Source organism: Myxococcales bacterium (genome assembly GCA_022184915.1).
GTDB lineage: Bacteria > Myxococcota_A > Polyangia > Fen-1088 > Fen-1088 > JAGTJU01.
Genome location: JAGTJU010000003.1, coordinates 36,075 through 53,941, shown reverse-complemented (window position 1 = coordinate 53,941; position 17,867 = coordinate 36,075). Strand labels below are relative to the sequence as shown.

Below are 17,867 nucleotides of genomic sequence, written 5' to 3'. Positions count from 1 at the left end.
CCGATGCGCATCGAGGTGGACGCTGTGTCCGCGGGCGAGCGGCTCGACGGGCTGATCGCTGCGCGATGTGGCCTTTCGCTTCGGCAGGCACGCGCGTTGCTCGAGGGAGGCGCGGTGAGGGTTTCGGGGGGAAGCCTCGCGAAAGGCCGCCGCATGGAGGCAGGGGCATGGATCGAGGTGGACGTAGGTGAGGCGCCCGCGGAGGTCGTCTTGCGGCCGCAGCCCGAGGTGCAGCTGGTCGTGCTCTACGAGGACGAACACCTTGTGGCCGTGAACAAGCCAGGACCGCTGCCTTCGCACCCCCTGCGCGCGGACGAGGGCCCCACCGCGGCGGGCGCGCTCATCGCGCGGTTCTCCGAGTGTGCCAGCGCGTCCGAAGATCCGCGTGAGGGCGGCCTGGGCCACCGCCTGGATCGAGGCACGTCTGGCGTGTTGCTGGCGGCCCGCACGCGCACCGCCTGGCATGGCCTGCGGGCCGCGTTGGGTGATGTGTCCTGCGAAAAGTCGTACTTGGCCGAGGTGGCGGGGCACACGCCCTTGTCGGAGGTGGTCTTCGAGCCCATCGGGCGGGGCGGTCCCCGTGGGGGTCAGGCCGTGGTGGGCGGAGGGCGGGATCCCTTGCCGGCCCGGACCGAGGTCGAGCGGGTGGCTCTGCGGTCCCAGTCCACCTTGGTACGGGCTCGCCTGGCCTCGGGGCGCGTTCATCAAGTGCGCGCCCATCTTGCCCACCTGGGACACCCCGTTCTCGGCGACGAGGTGTACGCCGACGGGCCCGCACGCCTCATCGCCGCTGCTTTGCAGGTCGATGGCCTCAGGCTGCACGCCGAATCGGTGCGGTTGCAACACCCCGTGACGGGCACGCCCTTGCGGGTCACGGCGCCTCCACCCGACTGGGCCCGCTGAGGGCGGCCCTTCAGGCGCGGGGCGGATGCGCCGCGATCCAGGCGGCGTAGTCGCCGGTATATCCCACGCGGGCCTGCAAAGCATGGACACGCGTGAGCAGGGTCGAGGACGCCGGCGGGACCTGTGTTTCGAGCTGTATCGCCACGGCGTGGGCCACGTTCTGGGCCTGGCTGCGCGCGGGGGCGGAGAGCTGGAATGCCACCTCCGACTCGGCCGCACGGTCGGCGTTGAGGCCCAAAAAAGCGGCGACGGCGGACTCGGAGATCTCGCGGGCATGCTTGCGCGAGGCCGCGATGTTGCCTCTGCCGGTGACCACGTTGCCCACGGAAAACACGTTCGAGTGGCTGGCGAGGCGGCCCAGGTGCCAGTCCGAAAAATCGAAGAGCTCGCCGCGCAAAGGAACCCCTTTGATGGGCTCTGGCACGCTGCCGATCGCACTCACGATGAGCGTGGTCGGCATATCGAAGAGATCGTCGGTGGGGGTCAGGGTGTCGTGGTCTTTCGCCTTGGCACGCCTGATGCGGAGTGCCCGCACGTGCCCGTCTTCGTCCGGCAGGATCGCCTCGGCGAGCGCGAGCGGCTGCACGCGGAACAAAAACTTCTCCTGCGCGTGGTGCAAGATGCGCAGCCTGGTTTTCTGGGTCTTATCGATCTGGGCCGCATCAGCGCCGTCCTGAATCTCGACGAGCGGCATGTCTTCTTCCCGACGGCGGTAGACGATCGTGCAGGCGCGCAGACCGAGGTCGGCGAACTGCAGACCGTGCGCCGTGAGGAAGGCGGGGATGCCCTTGTGCTCGAGCTCGACCAGGGGGGCGTCGACGCCCTGGAGCGCCAAGGCCCGCCGGGTGGTCTCCAGCATCAGGATCTTCGCGACGTCGATCGCGGCAAGACCCCCTCCGATGACCAGCGCGCCGTCTGCGAGGGGCGGGCCGGGCTGCCCAGGGGCTTCGGCGTGATTGAACGCGACGACGAAGGGGTTTTGGTAAACGAGCCCCTTGCCCACGAAGCGCGCAGCCTCGGGTAACGGCAACGTGCGGTCCCGCCAGGCCCCACAGGCCAGCACGACGACGGAGAAGCCCCAACGATCCGTGAGATCGTCGAAGTCGACGTCACGCCCAATCTTGCACAGGGGCACGTAGTGCACCCGCGGGCGCGTGAGCTTGTCGTCGATGAGGTGGTATTCCTTCTTCCTCAGCGCTTCGTGCCAGCGCGGCAGACCGTCCTCGATTTTGCCGTAGGGGCGTGGGTTCTGATCGAACACCACCACGTTCACCTGCTTGTCGGCGAGGTGGGCGGCCACCTCGGCGCCTGCCGTGGCACCGCCAATCACCGCCACCCAGTGTCCGGCAGCCGCCGCTCCGGATCCCATCACGGCCTCGAGGGACATGACGAGAGGTTAGCTCATCGAGGTGGGCTTTGGGAGTTCACACCTCGGGAGGGCTTGGCTAGAGGACGGGGACGATCTTGCAGATCGTGTTGCAGCCTATGCTGCCGTCGCATTCTTCGCCGAGGCTCGACTGGATGCGGCCGTCGCCGCAGAAGGGCGCGATCTGGCACGAGGTGGTGCACTTGCCTTGGCCATAGGGGGCGGGCTCGTTCTGGGCGCCGAGGTCGCAGGCTTCGTTGCCGTTTTTGGCGCCATCGCCGCAGTAATCGGCGAGGGTGCAGGTGGGCCTGCAGGTGCCGTAGGCGCCGCTGTTGACGCCATCGTCACACTGCTCGCCCAGGTCTTTGGCGCCGTTGCCACACTTTATCCGGCAGCGTGAGTCGCAGGGGCTTTCCAGGGTGCCGTTGGCGCTGCCCGTGTCGCAGGCCTCGTCGGGCTGCTTGACGCCGTCGCCGCACGAGGGCAGGGGGATGGCCGCTTTGCAGTCGCTGGCGCAGGAGCCAGGGGTGCCATCGTTTTTGCCGTCGTCGCAGGCCTCGCCGAACGTGACGTCCACGGTGCGATCGCCGCAACGGGGGGCGGGCCGGCAGCGGGTGGTGCACAGGTTGCTGCCGTAGGCGCTGCTGGCGTTGGCGGGGCCCTGGTCGCAGAGCTCACCCGCAGTGGCCTGCACTTGGTTGTCGCCGCAACGGGGGCCGAACGCGCAGCCTGGCGCGCAGGTGCCGTAGGTGCCGTCGTTTTTGCCATCGTCACATTGTTCACCCCCGTTGGGGATGCCATCGCCGCAGCGAGGCCCGAGGGTGCAGTCGGTGCGACACTTTCCGTAAGCGCCCGTGTTGTTGGCTTTGCCGTCGTCACACTGCTCGCCTGGATCTGGCAGGCCGTTGCCGCATTTGGCTTTGCAGGTGCTCATGCAAGCGCTCGCCGAGGTGCCGTTTTTGGCGGACCCGTCATCGCATTCCTCCCCGTTGCTGGTCACGGCATCACCACACCGCGGACCCAGCTTGCAGTCTGCCGCGCAGAAGCCATAGCCCATGCCGTTTTGCTGAGCTTGATCGCACTGCTCTCCGAAGGAGGCGTCGACCATGCCGTCGCCGCAGTAGGGGGCAAAGCGACACTCAGCGCCGCACACCTTGGAGGCGCCGCCGTAAGGCGTGAGATTGACGCCATTGTCACATTGTTCGCTGTTGGCGGTGCTGGTCAGGGCATCGCCGCAGCGAGGAGGAAGGGTGCAGTTGGCGTTGCAGGTGCCGTACGCGCCGGTGTTTTTGGCAGTGCCAAGGTCACAAGCCTCGTCGCGGGTGACGAAGCCGTCGCCGCACACGGTGACGCATTCGCTGCGTGTGGCGGTGAAGTTCGACAGGGTGAGCTGGTAGTTCGAGTCGGACGTGTTGCGTTCGGCCTGGAACACGACGATCTCGTAGACGCCCCCCTCTTTCAGATTGAGCAGCGTGCCACTCATGTCCCGGGTGTTCGCGTTCAGCGTCACACTGTCTTGAACCTGACCGTGGGTCCCGCTGATGTCCACCACGAGCTGCCCGTTCACGAACACCCAGACGTCGTCGTCGCCGTAGAAGGTGAGGCGCGCGTTCGCCGCAGGGTCGTACTCGAACCAGTAGCGGACCTCGCTCGTGAAGTGAAAGTTGCGGTTCCACTTCTCGTTGCCGAAGCCCTTGCCGTCGAGCGGGAAGAACTGTGTGCTCGAGAACTGGTAGCTGTTGCCCGGGAGTTTTCCGAGCGTGAGCGTATCGAGGAGGGTCTGGTTCACACCCGGCACGTCCCGGTACCACTGGCTGAACGTCAGGAAGTCCTGTGCGCCGTAACCACACCAGTAAAACGGGCGTCCCCAGGGGCTCATGTTGCGCTGCCCGGTGGCCGCGCCCTTGATGGCGTTGCAGGTGTCCGCCCCACCCGTGCCCATCGGCTGTGTTTGGCCCGAGCCCGGCGCGAGGTTCGCGCAGCCGGTGGCTCCGCACGATACGTACCACTTGAAGATGGGTTTGCCCAAAAGCGACGTGCCGTCGGGTAGCGTGTCGGCGGCCGTTCCGAGGCGGGTGCGCACCCAGATGTCTTCGTCCGGGGTGTGATCGATGGGGTCACCCATGCTCCACTGGAACGCCACGTGTCCGCCATTTTCGTAGGCTTTGAAGTCGCGGTACACGATGGGCAGAATCAAGGGATCGGCCGTCACCACCTTGTCGGTGCAGCTCCAGCCCTTCTCCACTTTGCAGTCGGCCGAGCAACCGTCGCCGGCCACGGTGTTGCCGTCGTCACACTCCTGCCCCTTGGCTTTGTCTTCCGGTAGCAGCAGGCCGTCGCCACACTGGGTGAGGCACGATGCGTTGCCCCCCGGACAGATCGGCTCTTTGCGACAGAAGGGCGAGCAACCGTCCCCCATGTCGTTGTTGCCATCGTCGCACTGCTCGCTGCCCTCGCGGGTGCCGTTGCCACAATCCGTGCGCACACAGCTCATGCCCGGGGTGGGGCAGAGCCAGCCATCGCGTTCATCGACGGCGGGCACCTCGATCCGGCAAAGGCTGCTGCAGCCGTCTCCGGCGTCGGCGTCGGCGTCGTCGCAGGTCTCGTCGCCTGCCAAGATGCCATCCCCGCAGCGTGTGGCGCGGCAGACGCCGCCCGGGGTGCAGGTCCAACCGTTCTCGGTTCTGCACGTGGCGCTGCAGCCGTCCCCGGCGCGGGCATTGCCGTCATCGCAGGTTTCGCTGCCGCCGAGGCGGCCATCGCCACAGCGGATGGTGGAAGAGCAGAGCTGGCCTGGTTGAGGGCAGACGAAGTTGGCTTCCTTGATGCATTCGGAGGTGCAGCCGTCGCCGGAGACGGTGTTCATGTCGTCGCACTCTTCAGCGCGGGCGAGGCTGAGCTTGCCGTCGCCGCACCACTCAGTGAGCTGGCAGCGGGTGCCTGGCGCGTTGCAGGTAAAGCCGGGCTCTTCCCTGCAGGAGGCGGAGCAGCCATCGCCAGCGAGGTCGTTGCCATCGTCGCAGAACTCACCGTAGGAGAGGCGGCCGTCGCCGCAGCGCTGGGAGGGGACGGGGACGCAGGGACCGCCAACGCCGAGGGCGACGGGGCAGGTAAAGCCGGGTTCGCTGGATTTGCAGTCGGAGCTGCAGCCATCGGCGGGCAGGGTGTTGCCGTCGTCGCAGGCCTCGTCGCCGACGACCAAGCGGTCACCGCAGATGATGGTGGACAGACAAGGCATGCCGGGGGTGGGGCAGGAGAAGAAGGGCTCGCGCCTGCACAGGCCGGTGCAGCCGTCGCCGGGGGCGACATCGCCGTCGTCACACTCTTCGTTGGGACCCAGAGAGCCATCGCCGCAGAGCTCGTCTTTGGTGCAGGGCTGACCGGGCAAAGGGCAGCTCCAGCCGGCCTCACGCTGGCAGGTGCCCGAGCAGCCATCGAAGGAGACGGTGCCGCCGTCGTCGCAGGTTTCGCTGTCGTTGATGGCGCCGTCGCCGCAGCGGCTGGAGGAGGTGACGGGGGTGCAGAGGGCGCCCGGGGTGGCGCAGGCAAAACCGGGTTCGCGGTCGCAGGAGGCGGAGCAGCCGTCGCCGCTCGCAGTGTTGCGGTCGTCGCAGGTTTCTGCGCCGGAGAGGAGGCCGTCCCCGCAGAGCACGGTGGAGACACAAGGCTCCCCGGGGGAAGGGCAGGCATAGTCCTTTTCGACGCGGCAAAGGCCCGAGCAGCCGTCACCGGGGCGGGCGTTGCGGTCGTCACATTCCTCGGCCTGGTCGACGAGGCCATCGCCACAGAAGGATGTGGCGGCATCGTCGGGGCAGAGGGGACCTGGGCAAACGGGGGCGTCGGGCAGGGCAAGGGCATCGGTGATGGGAAAGAGGAACGCGTCGAGGGGGTCGACGGGCGGGGCGGCGTCCGTGCTTTGGCCGCCGGCACCACCCGGGCCCGCGATCTCGATGAGAGGGCGCTCGATACAGCCACCTACGAGGCTCCCGCCCACGGCAAGGAACAGGAAGGCAAAAGGAAAAGCGAACGAGGGGCGTAAGGTCTTCAAGGCCATCGTCTCCAACGGTAAGCAGAGATTTTAGCGCGCCCGTCGAGCGCTACCAAGAAATGGTATTCGAGATCACGTCTTCCTTCCTTCGCGCTGGCGAAGGCAGCTCGATCGGACTGCAGGAGGCGCGACGATGGGGGCCGCGGCCGAAGCGCCTACAGAGGCGCGTCGTCGTCGCGAAACCAGCCCGTGGCGCTCAAGCGATGTCGGTGTGTGGTCAGCACCTCGTGGGGCACGGTGTCGCTAAAGAACACGACCATGCGTCCCCACAGGGGAGGCAGGTCCGCGACGGGTGTGTCCGTGGCCAGTGGATCGTAGACGCGCAGGGCACCCCCGTCGGCGAGGCTCCACACGCGGTTGAGGTAAAGGATGCAAGAGACGCGGCGGTGAACGGCGTCAGCGAACTGGTCGACGTGTTTTTGGTAGTGCGCCCCTTGGGGATAGACCGTCAAGTGTCCCTCGAAGCGCCGCAAGCCCAGGAAGAAGGTGCGGTTGAGACGCACCCGGAGCTGCTCGAACGCCGCCCACAGCGCCTGCTGAGGTGGCGAGAGAGCCGCGGGGTCCATCCAGTGCACGAAGTCCGAGCGGATCTCGGGCGCCAGGCGAAACGAAGCGCCTCGTCCCACGCCCGCCGGGCGAAAGCGCGCCGCCAGGCGCAGGCGCAGCAGATCGGCCCGCAGGGCGCGCAAGGCATCGTCCGGCAGCCATCCGTCGAGCACCCCCCACTGACGTTGCCGCAGCTGTGTCATGAGGGGTCCAAGAGGATCGTCGTGTTCCGGGGGCAGCTCTGCGGCGAACATGGGCGGGCGCTTTACGACGGTCCTCGAGGCGAGTTCGACGCCAGCGTAGCCGAGTTCGTCGCCCTTGGCTTCTGCGGTGGTCCGCAGGGGCCTGGGTGAATCGGTGAGCGGCGCTTGCGCTTTTTTAGATACGACATTATCCTACATGAGAGCACATGGTCCCCGCAAAGCCTCGAGCCCCCGTTTCATCGTCGACGCACTCTGCCCTGGGACCGTCCGCGCACCCCGGGACGGACGCCGTTCCCGATCGCCCGCTCACGCGCCTGCGCCCGATGGTGCGCGCCGCTCGGATCGCGATCTTCGAGCGCGAAGTGCGCGAGCGCTTGTCCAAAGCCGCCGTCGAGGTCCTGCTGGGCCGGGCCGACGTGCTTTCGGAGGGCCAGCGCATCACCCGCACGGGGCGCCAGATCTTCGAAGGGTCGACGATGCTGACCTTGGACTTGGCGGGCACCGTGGGGCTCTTTCGCGAGTCTGCCGACGTGGGCACGGCCCGGCGGCTGGGGGCCATGCTGGCCCGTGACACCTGGGCCCGCAACCGCATCCGCCAGATCGCGACCAAAGAGGCCGAACGGCTCTCTCACACGAAGGTGCACGAGGTCAGCGCCGAGATGCGCGTGAGCACCAAAGGTGTGAAGATTTTGATCGACGTGGACGTGGAGGCGAAGCTGTGATGGCCGTGTCTTCCGTGAAGGGGCCCGGGGGCCCACCCGAACCGACCGTGAGCGATGGGTATACGTTTTCCGCCGTGGCCGCGATCAGCGGTGTGGCCGAGAGCAAGCTCAGGTACTGGGCGCAAAGCGGTTTCGTGGGCCCCTCGCTGCGGCGGGGCACGCGGCAGCTCTACAGCTTCCGCGATCTCGTGTGCGTGAAAGCGGCTGCCGAGCTGGTGGACAGGGGCTTCAAAACGGCGCAGATCCGCGACGCGCTGGCCGCGGCACACGCCACCTTGCCCAACGTCGACGGTGGGCCTGCGGCGCTCTTGCGTTTGCGTGTGGCCTTCAACGGCGTGGCCCTGGTGGTGCTGGACGAAGGCGCGGCCTACGAGGTGACCGGGCAGCGCGTGTTCGACTTCGGCCTGGCTGAATTGGCTCAGCAGGCTTCGGCCGCCATGGACGCCACGCCACTTTCCGTGAAGGCGCCCAAGGTGGAGGGGGGGCGGCTTTCGGCCTACGACTGGTTCGTCGAGGGCCTGGCGCTCGAAGCGCAACCCGGCAAAGAGGACGAGGCGGCAGCCTGCTACCGCCAGGCGCTGGCTGCCGATCCCGGCCTGGCCGCCGCGCACACCAACCTGGGTGGCCTCGCCTACCGACGGGGCGATGAAGACGCCGCCCGGGCGAGCTTCGAGAAGGCCCTGGGGCTCGATCCCGAGCAGTCGGAGGCGCGCTTCAATCTCGCGAACCTGCTGCTCGAAGACGGGGACATGGACCTGGCCGCTGCCGAGTACCGGCGGGTTTTGGCCAGCAACCCCGAATTCGCGGACGCCCATTACAACCTGGCCACCGCGCTCGAGGCCCTGGGCAGCCGGGCACAGGCGCGCCAGCATCTGGGGGAGTACTTGCGCCTGGCCCAGGAGACGGGCGATGATCCCTGGGTGATCGAGGCGCGGGAGCGATTGGAAAAGCTGCGATGAGCTGCGCGCCGCGGGGCCAGCCGGCCCCGGCGCAGCCCCGCGTCAGGCCCTCGGCGACGCGCGTTCTCGTGCCCCTTGCCGTGATGGCCTGCGGGCTGTTGGCTTGTGACGGCACGCAGGGCGTCACGCTTGCAGAGCTGCCGGCGCAGCTCGCGGCCCTCGAGTGCGCCGTGCGCCCGCAGTGCACGGGGAGGCCATTGGATGTGCCGTCCGAGACGTGCGCGTCGCAAACCACGAGCCGCCTGGCCAGCACGCTCGTGGGCGAACTGGCCGACGCCGTGGCGCGGGGCACGGCGGTCTATGACGCCCGCGCCGCAAAGACGTGCCTGGCGGCGCTCGAGGCGGAGGGCTGCGCGCGGTTTCAGACGGCCTTGCCCGAGGCCTGTCTCGAGGCGGCGGGCGGCTTGGGAACCACCGACACCCCTTGCGTTTCGGATTTTGACTGCCGGGCGGATCACAGTTGCCGGGTGGGCGCGGAATGCCCTGGTGCGTGTCGACCCCGGGGCGTCGCGGGGGAAGACTGCGATGTCGATCGCGATTGCGCGCCGGGCCTGCGGTGCCCCGACATCGGCGGGCGGTGCGCCGTGCCCATCCCCGCCGAAGGTGTGTGCGACGTGTTTGGACCTCCCTGCGCGTTTGGCACCACGTGCTTTTCACCCACGATCCTCGACCCCGGCCAGTGCCTGCCGGTGTTGACGACCTGGTCGGCCCCGGTCGGCGCCACCTGCGCCATCTTGGCCAGCTACTTCTGCGGACCCGGGCTGTCCTGCCCAATACTCTCGGAACGTGCGGGGGAGCTGCCCGCCTGCCGCGCAGGGGCGGGCCTGGGTCAGACCTGCGTGATCGGCATTCCCGATCCCTGCCCTCCCCAGGCTTACTGCGAAGGCAGCGTGGTGGACGGCACCGGCACGTGCACGGTGCGGGTGCCGCGAGGGCAGGCCTGCGCGTTTTCGCGGCAGTGTGCGGAGGGGGACGTTTGCGACGGCGGTGTGTGTGTGCCCCGTCAAGGCCTGGGAGGGCCGTGCGCCAGCGAGGCGGGCTGTTGGAGCCGCTCGTGCGCCGAGGGCGTCTGTGTGTCGCCGAATCTGTGCCGTTGAGGGGCGCTGCGGGTACGCGCAGATTCGGTTTTGAGTCGTCCACGCGCCCGCGCTAGCCTGTGCTTCCCATGTCGACCCGGCCCTCGCTTCGTCTCCAGCGCTGGTGCGTGGCGGCGGGTCTCGTCTTGAGTCTCGGAACCTCGCGCGCAGAGGGGCCGAAGCCCGACCGGGTCCGCCTGGGGGCCGCCCGCTTCGTCCAGGGCTCTAACGATCACGAGGAAGACGAGCGCCCCCAGCGCCTGCGCAATCTGCCTTCCTTCTGGATCGACCGCACCGAGGTGACACAGGGCCAATACGCTCTCTGTGTCAAAGCCCGCCGATGCAAACCGTTGGAGGCGAACGAACGCGCGCCCTCCCCGGACGCGGCCCTGCCGGTGACGCAGGTGTCGTGGCACGAGGCCCGGGCTTATTGCCGCTTCATGAAGGGGCGGCTGCCCACCGAGGCCGAGTGGGAGAGGGCCGCGCGGGGGGCCAATGGGCGCGTGTTTCCCTGGGGCGACGAGCTTTCGTGTGCCCGAGGCAATTGGGGCAGCTTCGAGCGCGAGGGGCCTTGTGGGGCCGAAAACCCGGGTCATCCGCAGCCCGTGGGCTCTCACGCTGCCGGGGCCACGCCCGAAGGGATCCTGGACCTCGCCGGCAACGTCTGGGAATGGGTGGCCGACGCCTACGACCGAGACCCAGTCCGCAGGATCGTCAAGGGCGGCTCGTGCTGCAGCTACTTCGTGGAGCCTCGGGCGAGTAACCGCAACGCGTGGGCGCCCACGCACCGGGACGGGGATCTGGGGTTTCGCTGTGCCTACTGAGTGTTCACGGTCTCGAAGGACCGCGAGCGTCCTTGCCGGTCATGCGTTCCTGGTGCTGGTCGGCGTGGCCGTGCCCGTGCACGCAGGCTCTCGCCCCACACCGGGCGGCCAGGCCACGACCCTGGCGCCAGCCCCGCAACCCAGACCCGAAGACGAGGCGCCGCCGCCCTCGGACGACGACCCCGACCGCGAGCGCATCCTGCGCCTTCAGGAGGCCCTGCACAGCTTGGTGCACGGGCCGGTGCTGGGGCGCGTGCGCACCGCCATTCGTGTCACGGAGGCGCGCAGCGGCCGGGTGCTCTTCACCCGAAGGGCCGATCTCCTCATGGACCCCGCCTCGAACCAGAAGATCCTGGCCACGGCGGCGGCGTTGCTTCGGCTGGGCAATCAGTTTCGCTACCGCACCGAAGTGACGGGGGCGCCTCCCGACGAGACCGGGCTCGTGCCGGGAGATCTCGTGTTGCGGGGAGGAGGGGATCCGTCGCTCGACGCGCGGGCCCTCGAATCCCTGGCCACGGCCCTCGTGGCGCGGGGCGTGCGCCGCGTGGCGGGCGACGTGGTCGCCGATCGCCGCTACCTGGGGGTGGACGACGCCGCGCCCGGCGCGCGGCCGCCCCTGTCGGTGAGCCGCTCGGCCCTGGTGGTACGGGTGCGCCCGGGCGCCCAGCCTCGGGGCCGCCCGCAGGTGACTTACGAGCCCGCCCTCGAAGGGATCGTGGTGGCGAACCAGGCCACCACCGTGGCGCGCGGGCGTACGCGCATCACCGTGACCGTGGGCAGCCAGGGCGGGCGCATCGTGGTGACGGTGCGCGGGCGCATCTCCCAGCGCCAGGCCGGCGTGGTGTTTCGCCGGCGGCCGAACACGCCCATGCTTTACGCCGCCGCTCTCTTGCTCCAGGCGCTCGAACGCCGGGGCGTGAAGATCGACGGGGGCGCCGTCGTGCGCGAAGCCACGGCGCCCGCGTCAGGCGCGCGGCCCTCCGAGATGCTGGCCCAGCATCTGTCGGCTCCGCTGCCGGCGCTCATGCGGCCCATCAACAAAATCTCGAACAACGATTACGCCGATCGGCTGCTCGAGACGTTGGGCGCCCAGGTCTACGGGGGCGTTCCCAGCATGGCGGAAGGGGTGCGGGCCCTGCGGGAGGCCCTGGCGGAGCTCGGGATGCCCGACTCCGCCTATCACAGCACGAACGGCAGCGGGCTTGGCCACGAAAACCGGCTGTCGCCCCACGGGCTCACGGAGCTCTTGCGCACGCTTTATTTCGATCCCCGCATCGGGCCCGAGATCCTGCAGTCGCTGTCGGTGGGCGGCGTCGACGGCACGACGAAGCATCGGTTCGCCGGCTCCGTGGCCGCGCACCGGGTACGGGCCAAGACAGGCACGCTGAATGGCAAGTCGTGCCTGTCAGGGTACGTGGGGGACGAGTCCGAGATCCTCGTGTTTTCGATCATGGTGGACCACATCCGCCGCCGGGGCGTGAACGCCGTGCGGAAGGCCCAGGTGCGCGTGGTGGAAGCGCTGATGGGGTACGCCCAAGGCCTCGTCAACGAGCCCACGGACGAACAAGCCGAACCGGGGGCCGACTTCGAGGTGGGGGACGACGTGATCGAAACGGAAGAGGAAGAGACCTTGCCGGGCCTACCCACCGAAGGAGGCTCACAAGAAGGCCTTCAAGAAGGCAGCGAAGGCTCAGAAGAGACGCCCGCGCCCGCGCCCGGCGAGGAAGCCCGGCGCGAAGGGGTGCGCCTCGCGCCCACCGCGAGAGAGCCTGGCGGACCCGCGAGGCGATTCTCGTTCGCGGCCGGTTGAGCCGGACGAGCGTCGCCTCCCAAACGTCTTCTGGCCAGGGCCCCGCCCGGCGCGTATTCTCGCCCTTCCTGCGGCCTTGGCTGCAGATGGGAGCTACACGTGAACCATCCGAAACCGCCTCAGATTCCAGCTGCCTTCAACGATTTCACAACGAACCTCCAGAAGCTCGAGGGCCCGCACCTCGATCCCTTGGTGGCTCCCTTCGCCGAGATCGAGGCGGGCGTCATCAAGATGCTGGGTGGTGCCTTTTCGCTTGCGCGGCCGGAGCACCGGGTGGTGGCCTTCATGGTGGGGGCGGCCTTCGCCGAGCGCCTCGAAAAAGATTTGGGCGCATTCTGGTTCCCCAACCGCTCGAGCGGCTTTGGCGCTTCGATGGGGCTGTGTGAAGCGGTGGCCGTGGTGTCGCCGATCGAAGCGGCCACGCGGGCGCTCGGGCGCGGCAAGCTCGCCGAGCTCGACGACATGACCCGCGATCTGCGTTCCGCGGTGGCGCGGGCCACGCTGGCGCCCGAGGCGGCCAGCCTCTCGGCCCAAAAATTGGGCCCGGTCGATTACCAGCGCCTCTTCGATCCGGGTCTCGCCCAGGTGGCGTGCCTCGATCCCCAGGCGGTGCACACCATGCTGGCCAGCACGGCCAGTGAAGAGCGCCGCGAAATCGATCGGGCCATCGATCGCGCGCCGGCGCAGTTGCCGGAGCCCGTCAAGGCCCAGGTACGGGCCCAAATCGTGGGTGCCCTCGGACAAATGGACGGGGACACGGCCCTCGAGGCGCAGCTGCCGCGGGCCACCTCGCTCTGTGAGCTGCTGGCGTGGATCCACGGTGCCAAGGCGTCGAGTGGCCTGGCCCCCGAGGAGCTGTGGCGTGAGTTGGTGGTGCCTCTGCTGCACATCGGGGCCCCGGAGACCTTTCCGCCGATCGATCCCGACGACCTCGCCGAGCTCGAGGCCGATGCGGATCCGCTCTTGCTCTTCGTCGACATCGTTCCTTTCCAAACGCCGTCGGCCGACGAAGACGGCGTGATCGGCGTTTTCCCGGTGGAGAGCGCCGCTTCGGTCATTCCGATGGACGAGGGCTTCCCTAGGTTGGTGCAGGTCGACGCCTCGGCGCTCGAGGCGGTGCTTGCCACCTTCGACGCGGCCAAGGTCAAGGACGCGGTGGAGCGCTTTCGGGCGCATCTGGTGGCCGCGGGCGCGCCTTCGCCCGGCCCGCTGGCCTCGCCCCTGGCCGACGCCGCGTTCTCCTTGATCGAGGACCTCAAGCAGGTGGTGGCCACGTGCAAGGAGCACAACGGCGTGTTTTGCGTGCGCCGCGCGACCGAGGCCGAGGCCGCCTCCGAAGCGGCCCTGCATCTGGTGCGGCAAGGCCTGGCTTCGCCGCGGATCATCCTCGCCTGAACGAGGGTCTTCGAAACGGCCGCGGCCGCCTCGAAAGACGGCCGCGGAACGTGCGGGGGGCCGGCGTCCTTCGACGTGGCCCTCGCAGGGGGCTCGGCTATACCGAGACCTGAGCCGGCTTGCGTCGCGCCTTCGGAGGCTTGGTGGCGGCTCCGTTGGTGCTGGTGCCGTTTTTGCCTGAGGCGCTGGACTTGCCGGCGCTGGTGCCGTTCGACTTGGACGCGGCCTTGAGGGCATCGGCCTTGTCGGTCTTCTCCCAGGTGAACTCGGGCTCGGTGCGGCCGAAGTGCCCGTAGGCGGCCGTTTTGCGGTAGATGGGGCGGCGCAGGTCCAGCTCGCGGATGAGCGCCGCGGGGCGCGCATCGAAGTGCGCAGCCACGATCTTCGAGATCTCGGCGTCCGGAATCACGCCGGTGCCAAAGGTCTGGACCAGCATCGATACCGGCTTGGCCACACCGATCGCGTAGGCCAGCTGCACCTCGCAGCGTCGGGCGAGCCCTGCGGCCACGACGTTCTTGGCGATGTAGCGCGCGTAGTAGCAGGCGGAGCGATCCACCTTCGAGGGGTCCTTGCCCGAGAAGGCCCCGCCACCGTGGCGGCCCATGCCCCCGTAGGTGTCCACGATGATCTTGCGCCCGGTGAGGCCCGAGTCGCCCATGGGGCCACCCACCACGAAGCGGCCCGTGGGGTTGATGAAGTACTTGGTTTGTTTGGTGACGAGCTTGGCCGGAAGCACGGGCTTGATCACCAGCTCCATGATCGCTTCCTTGAGCGTCTTGTACTTCACCGCTTCGTTGTGCTGGGTCGAAAGCACCACGGTGTCGATCGCCACGGGGCGATCGTTTTCGTCGTAGCGAACCGTAACCTGGCTCTTGGCGTCGGGGCGCAGGAAGTCGACCTTCTTCTTCTTGCGGATCTCGGCCTGCTTGCGGGTGAGCTTGTGGGCGAGCTGAATGGCGATGGGCATCAGCTCCGGGGTCTCGTCGCTGGCGTAGCCGAACATCATGCCCTGGTCGCCGGCGCCAAGGTCGTCCTTCGTGTAGACGCCTTTGCCATCCACGCCCTGCGCGATGTCGGGTGATTGCTGTTCAATCGCCACCATCACGCCGCAGGTTTGCCAGTCGAAGCCTGCGTCGGAGCTGTCGTACCCGATGTCCTTGACCACGTTCCGCACGATCGTGGGGTAGTCGACCACGCTCGTCGTGGTGATCTCGCCAGCCAGCATCACGAAGCCGGTCTTCGTGAGGGTCTCGCAAGCCACGCGGCACGTGGGGTCGTCTTTGATGATGGCGTCGAGAACCCCGTCGGAGATCTGGTCGCACATTTTGTCGGGGTGGCCTTCGGAGACGCTTTCGGACGTGAACAAATACTCGGACATGGATTCTCCCGTGAATCTAAAGCGGAATGGACGCGGCAGTTTCCCAGCCTGGCCCCGCTGAGTCAACGGCCCGATGCAATCGGTGAAGCGGCCTTGCGGCTGGGCACCCACGGCCGCGCGTAAAGTGCGGGGTCGGTTTCACCTATGCTACCCTTGGGTTTCGTGGAGCCGGTCAAGCGCTACCGCAAATCGGGGCATGAGAGTTTCCTCAAGACCTTGCGAGATGTCCCGGACATGTCGCCTCGCGCCATCTTCGCCCGGCTCGAAGACTTGGGCTATCGGGGGCAGCCCCTGGCCCGCAGGGCCATGTCGCTCATGGCGTACCGCCACGTACGGAGGGTCAAGCGCATCCACCTCGACAACGTGAGCCGGGCCGAGCTGCTGCCGAAAGCGAATACCCTGCTCATGGGACCCACGGGGTGCGGCAAAACACACCTGGTCGAGCTTCTGTTTCAGCGCATCTTGCGCCTTCCCACCGTGATCATCGACATCACCACGTACTCCGAAACGGGCTACGTAGGGCAAGATCCCAGCACCATCTTGACGCGGCTCCTGCAGGTCGCCGACGACAACCCCCAGCTGGCCGCGGTGGGCATCGTCTGCCTGGACGAGTTCGACAAGATCGCTTCAGGCCAAAACAACGCGGTTTTTGCGGGCGCGGGGACCACGAAGGACGTGACGGGGCTCGGGGTGCAGCGGGAGCTGCTCAAGATGTTCGAGGCGGCCGAGGTGGTGGTGCCTCTCGAGGTGTCGCACGCGAGCTACTCCGATAGCGTGATGATGTCGACCGCCGATGTGGCGTTCGTGGCGGCCGGCGCGTTTTCGGGTTTTCATGGCGTGCTCAAACAGCGAAAAGCCCGGGAAAGCATCGGCTTTGGGCGTGACGCGGCGGTGGCCCCGGCGGCCAGCGTGGGGACCGGGTTTTCTCCCGAAGACGTGGAGAACGTGGGCAGCTTTCAGACCTACGGCTTTTTGCCGGAGCTGATGGCGCGCTTTTCGCGCGTCGTGCCCTTCGAGGCCCTCGACGAAGGCACGTTGCTTTCCATCCTGCGAGACAACGTGGTGGCGCGGCTTCTCGCCGAATACAACGATGAAGGCTTCGAGTTGCGCATCGAGCCCGAGGTGCTCACCCACGTGGTGCGGGAGACCCTGAGCCGTGAGACCGGCGCCCGCGGGCTGGCCTCGGTGCTGAGCCGCCGGCTCGAAGACATGGCGTTTCAAATCTTCGCCGAACACGAGCAGGGGCGGGTCCACGTGTTCCTGGAAAACGGTGCGCTGGCGGTTCGCTTCGTGTCGTGAGCCGCACCTGTTGCGACCTCGCACCCGTCGCCGCGCGCACGAGAGCATGGCCCGTCTGATGGTCAGGCTCCTGTCCCGTGTGGCGGCTATCGTGCTGGCGTTGGGGGCGTGTGACGGGGGCGAGCCCGAGCCCACACCGTTGCCGCCGCTCGTGTCCGAGGGCGCCGTGCGGCTCGAGCTCGTGGCGGGCACGATCGCCCTGGCCGAGGGCGCGCGCGAGGCACAGGCCTTCGTGGGGCCCTTGCCCGAAGCACGCGCGGATCTTCTTTCGCTCACCGTCATGGTGACGGGGCGGCCCGAAGGGCGCTTGGCGCTCGACGTGAGGGACGCGGCGGGTCGGCAGCTGGTGGAGGGCGCGTCCCCGGAGTTTTCGCTCAACCGCGTGCTCGCGGGGCGTGGCATCGTAACCGTCCAGCTGCCCGTGGCCAGCGGCGCCCTGCCGCTCATCCCTCCCTTCGAGGTGACCGTGGTACGGCGGGGCTCCCCGCTGCCCGCGGAGTCGTTGGGGCTGCGTGTATGGGCCAAGTACCCACACGTTCCTGCAACGGTGCCCCGCGCGCAGGCGCTCCCCTTGCACATCATCGACGCCGGTGGCGGCGTGCCTCCGGAGCGCCTCGCGCCCGCTCTGGCGCGGGCCCGCGCGATCTGGCGGACCGGCGGTCTCGAGCTCGTCGAGACGAAGACGAGCCGCCTCGCGGAGGGCGAGGGGCCCCTCTTCGCGCCCCTCGAGATTGACCCCGCGCTCGGCAGTGATTCGCCCCAGCTGCAGCGATTGCTGCAGCGCCTTACGCCCTCGGGGCTCGATGACGACGACGGCGTGCCTTTGTTCGTGGTGTCTGATGTACGGCTCGGCCGGGAAGGCCGCCTGTGGGCGATTACCGGGGGGGTGCCTGTGCCCCCGGTCAGCGGCACTGCGCGCTCGGGCCTGGTCGTGAGCGCGGCCCTCTTCGCGCAAGAGTCCCGTTTCGCGGGTCAGATCATCGCGCATGAGCTCGGTCACGCCTTGGGTCTGTTTCACACCACCGAAGGTCCCCTGCAGCAAGAGGAGGCGCAGGCGCCCACCGCGATCGCCGACGGTCTCGACGATACGCCCGTGTGCCCACCACGCGCCGACACCGATCGGAGTGGCACTCTCGACGCCCACGAGTGCGAAGCCCACGATGCCAGCAACCTCATGTTCTGGGCGACCCGGCGAGGTGCGATCACGCTGACCCCCGCGCAGGGGGATGTTGCACGCCGAAGTGTGCTGACGCGCTGACGGCAGTAGGGGGACGAAGGCACCCCCGTGAGATTTCCGTAATGGGGACCACGTCACCGATTGGCCACGGTGGCGGGCTC

General features: G+C 68.3%; 13 protein-coding genes. 9 read left to right on the top strand and 4 right to left on the bottom strand.

Translation table 11 applies throughout. The features are described 5' to 3' along the window. Window positions 1-3 precede the first annotated feature (3 nt). Window positions 4-903, top strand: coding sequence for an RluA family pseudouridine synthase (locus tag KA712_11745; protein ID MCG5053625.1), 900 nt, complete (start codon window positions 4-6; stop codon window positions 901-903). Between the two features lie 10 nt (window positions 904-913). On the opposite strand, the gene KA712_11740 is transcribed toward KA712_11745, so the two are convergent. From KA712_11740 to KA712_11730, 3 genes are all read right to left on the bottom strand, one after another. Then, window positions 914-2,290 carry an FAD-dependent oxidoreductase gene (locus tag KA712_11740; protein MCG5053624.1) on the bottom strand — a complete coding sequence of 459 codons (1,377 nt, stop codon included), beginning with the start codon at window positions 2,288-2,290 and terminating at the stop codon, window positions 914-916. Between the two features lie 58 nt (window positions 2,291-2,348). Next, window positions 2,349-6,317, bottom strand: coding sequence for a DUF4215 domain-containing protein (locus KA712_11735; protein ID MCG5053623.1), 3,969 nt, complete (start codon window positions 6,315-6,317; stop codon window positions 2,349-2,351). A gap of 155 nt (window positions 6,318-6,472) precedes the next feature. Beyond that, window positions 6,473-7,117 carry a 2OG-Fe(II) oxygenase gene (locus KA712_11730; protein ID MCG5053622.1) on the bottom strand — a complete coding sequence of 215 codons (645 nt, stop codon included), beginning with the start codon at window positions 7,115-7,117 and terminating at the stop codon, window positions 6,473-6,475. A gap of 155 nt (window positions 7,118-7,272) precedes the next feature. On the opposite strand from KA712_11730, the gene KA712_11725 reads away from it, so the two are divergent. From KA712_11725 to KA712_11700, 6 genes are all read left to right on the top strand, one after another. After that, a complete protein-coding gene (locus KA712_11725; GenBank protein ID MCG5053621.1) occupies window positions 7,273-7,788 on the top strand; it encodes a hypothetical protein in 516 nt (171 codons plus the stop codon). Next, window positions 7,788-8,747 (top strand): tetratricopeptide repeat protein, encoded by a 960-nt coding sequence (locus KA712_11720; protein MCG5053620.1) that lies wholly within the window; start codon window positions 7,788-7,790, stop codon window positions 8,745-8,747. The genes KA712_11725 and KA712_11720 overlap by 1 nt, the downstream gene beginning before the upstream one ends. Continuing rightward, window positions 8,744-9,844 (top strand): hypothetical protein, encoded by a 1,101-nt coding sequence (locus KA712_11715; protein MCG5053619.1) that lies wholly within the window; start codon window positions 8,744-8,746, stop codon window positions 9,842-9,844. The genes KA712_11720 and KA712_11715 overlap by 4 nt, the downstream gene beginning before the upstream one ends. Before the next feature lie 68 nt (window positions 9,845-9,912). After that, on the top strand, window positions 9,913-10,647 hold the full coding sequence (locus KA712_11710) for a formylglycine-generating enzyme family protein (protein MCG5053618.1): 735 nt from the start codon (window positions 9,913-9,915) through the stop codon (window positions 10,645-10,647). Window positions 10,648-10,699: 52 nt separating this feature from the next. Next, window positions 10,700-12,457, top strand: a complete 1,758-nt coding sequence (gene dacB, locus KA712_11705) for a D-alanyl-D-alanine carboxypeptidase/D-alanyl-D-alanine-endopeptidase (GenBank protein MCG5053617.1) — start codon at window positions 10,700-10,702, stop codon at window positions 12,455-12,457. A 99-nt stretch (window positions 12,458-12,556) separates the two neighbouring features. Next, complete coding sequence (locus KA712_11700) at window positions 12,557-13,852, top strand: hypothetical protein (GenBank protein MCG5053616.1); 1,296 nt, start codon at window positions 12,557-12,559, stop codon at window positions 13,850-13,852. A gap of 97 nt (window positions 13,853-13,949) precedes the next feature. Here the strand turns inward: KA712_11700 and metK are convergent, their stop codons facing one another. Beyond that, complete coding sequence (gene metK, locus KA712_11695) at window positions 13,950-15,230, bottom strand: methionine adenosyltransferase (GenBank protein ID MCG5053615.1); 1,281 nt, start codon at window positions 15,228-15,230, stop codon at window positions 13,950-13,952. Window positions 15,231-15,392: 162 nt separating this feature from the next. Here metK and KA712_11690 point away from each other — a divergent pair, with 162 nt between their 5' ends. Both KA712_11690 and KA712_11685 read left to right on the top strand, forming a co-directional pair. Continuing rightward, on the top strand, window positions 15,393-16,529 hold the full coding sequence (locus tag KA712_11690; protein MCG5053614.1) for an AAA family ATPase: 1,137 nt from the start codon (window positions 15,393-15,395) through the stop codon (window positions 16,527-16,529). A gap of 10 nt (window positions 16,530-16,539) precedes the next feature. Further along, window positions 16,540-17,787, top strand: a complete 1,248-nt coding sequence (locus KA712_11685; protein ID MCG5053613.1) for a hypothetical protein — start codon at window positions 16,540-16,542, stop codon at window positions 17,785-17,787. Window positions 17,788-17,867: the final 80 nt, after the last annotated feature.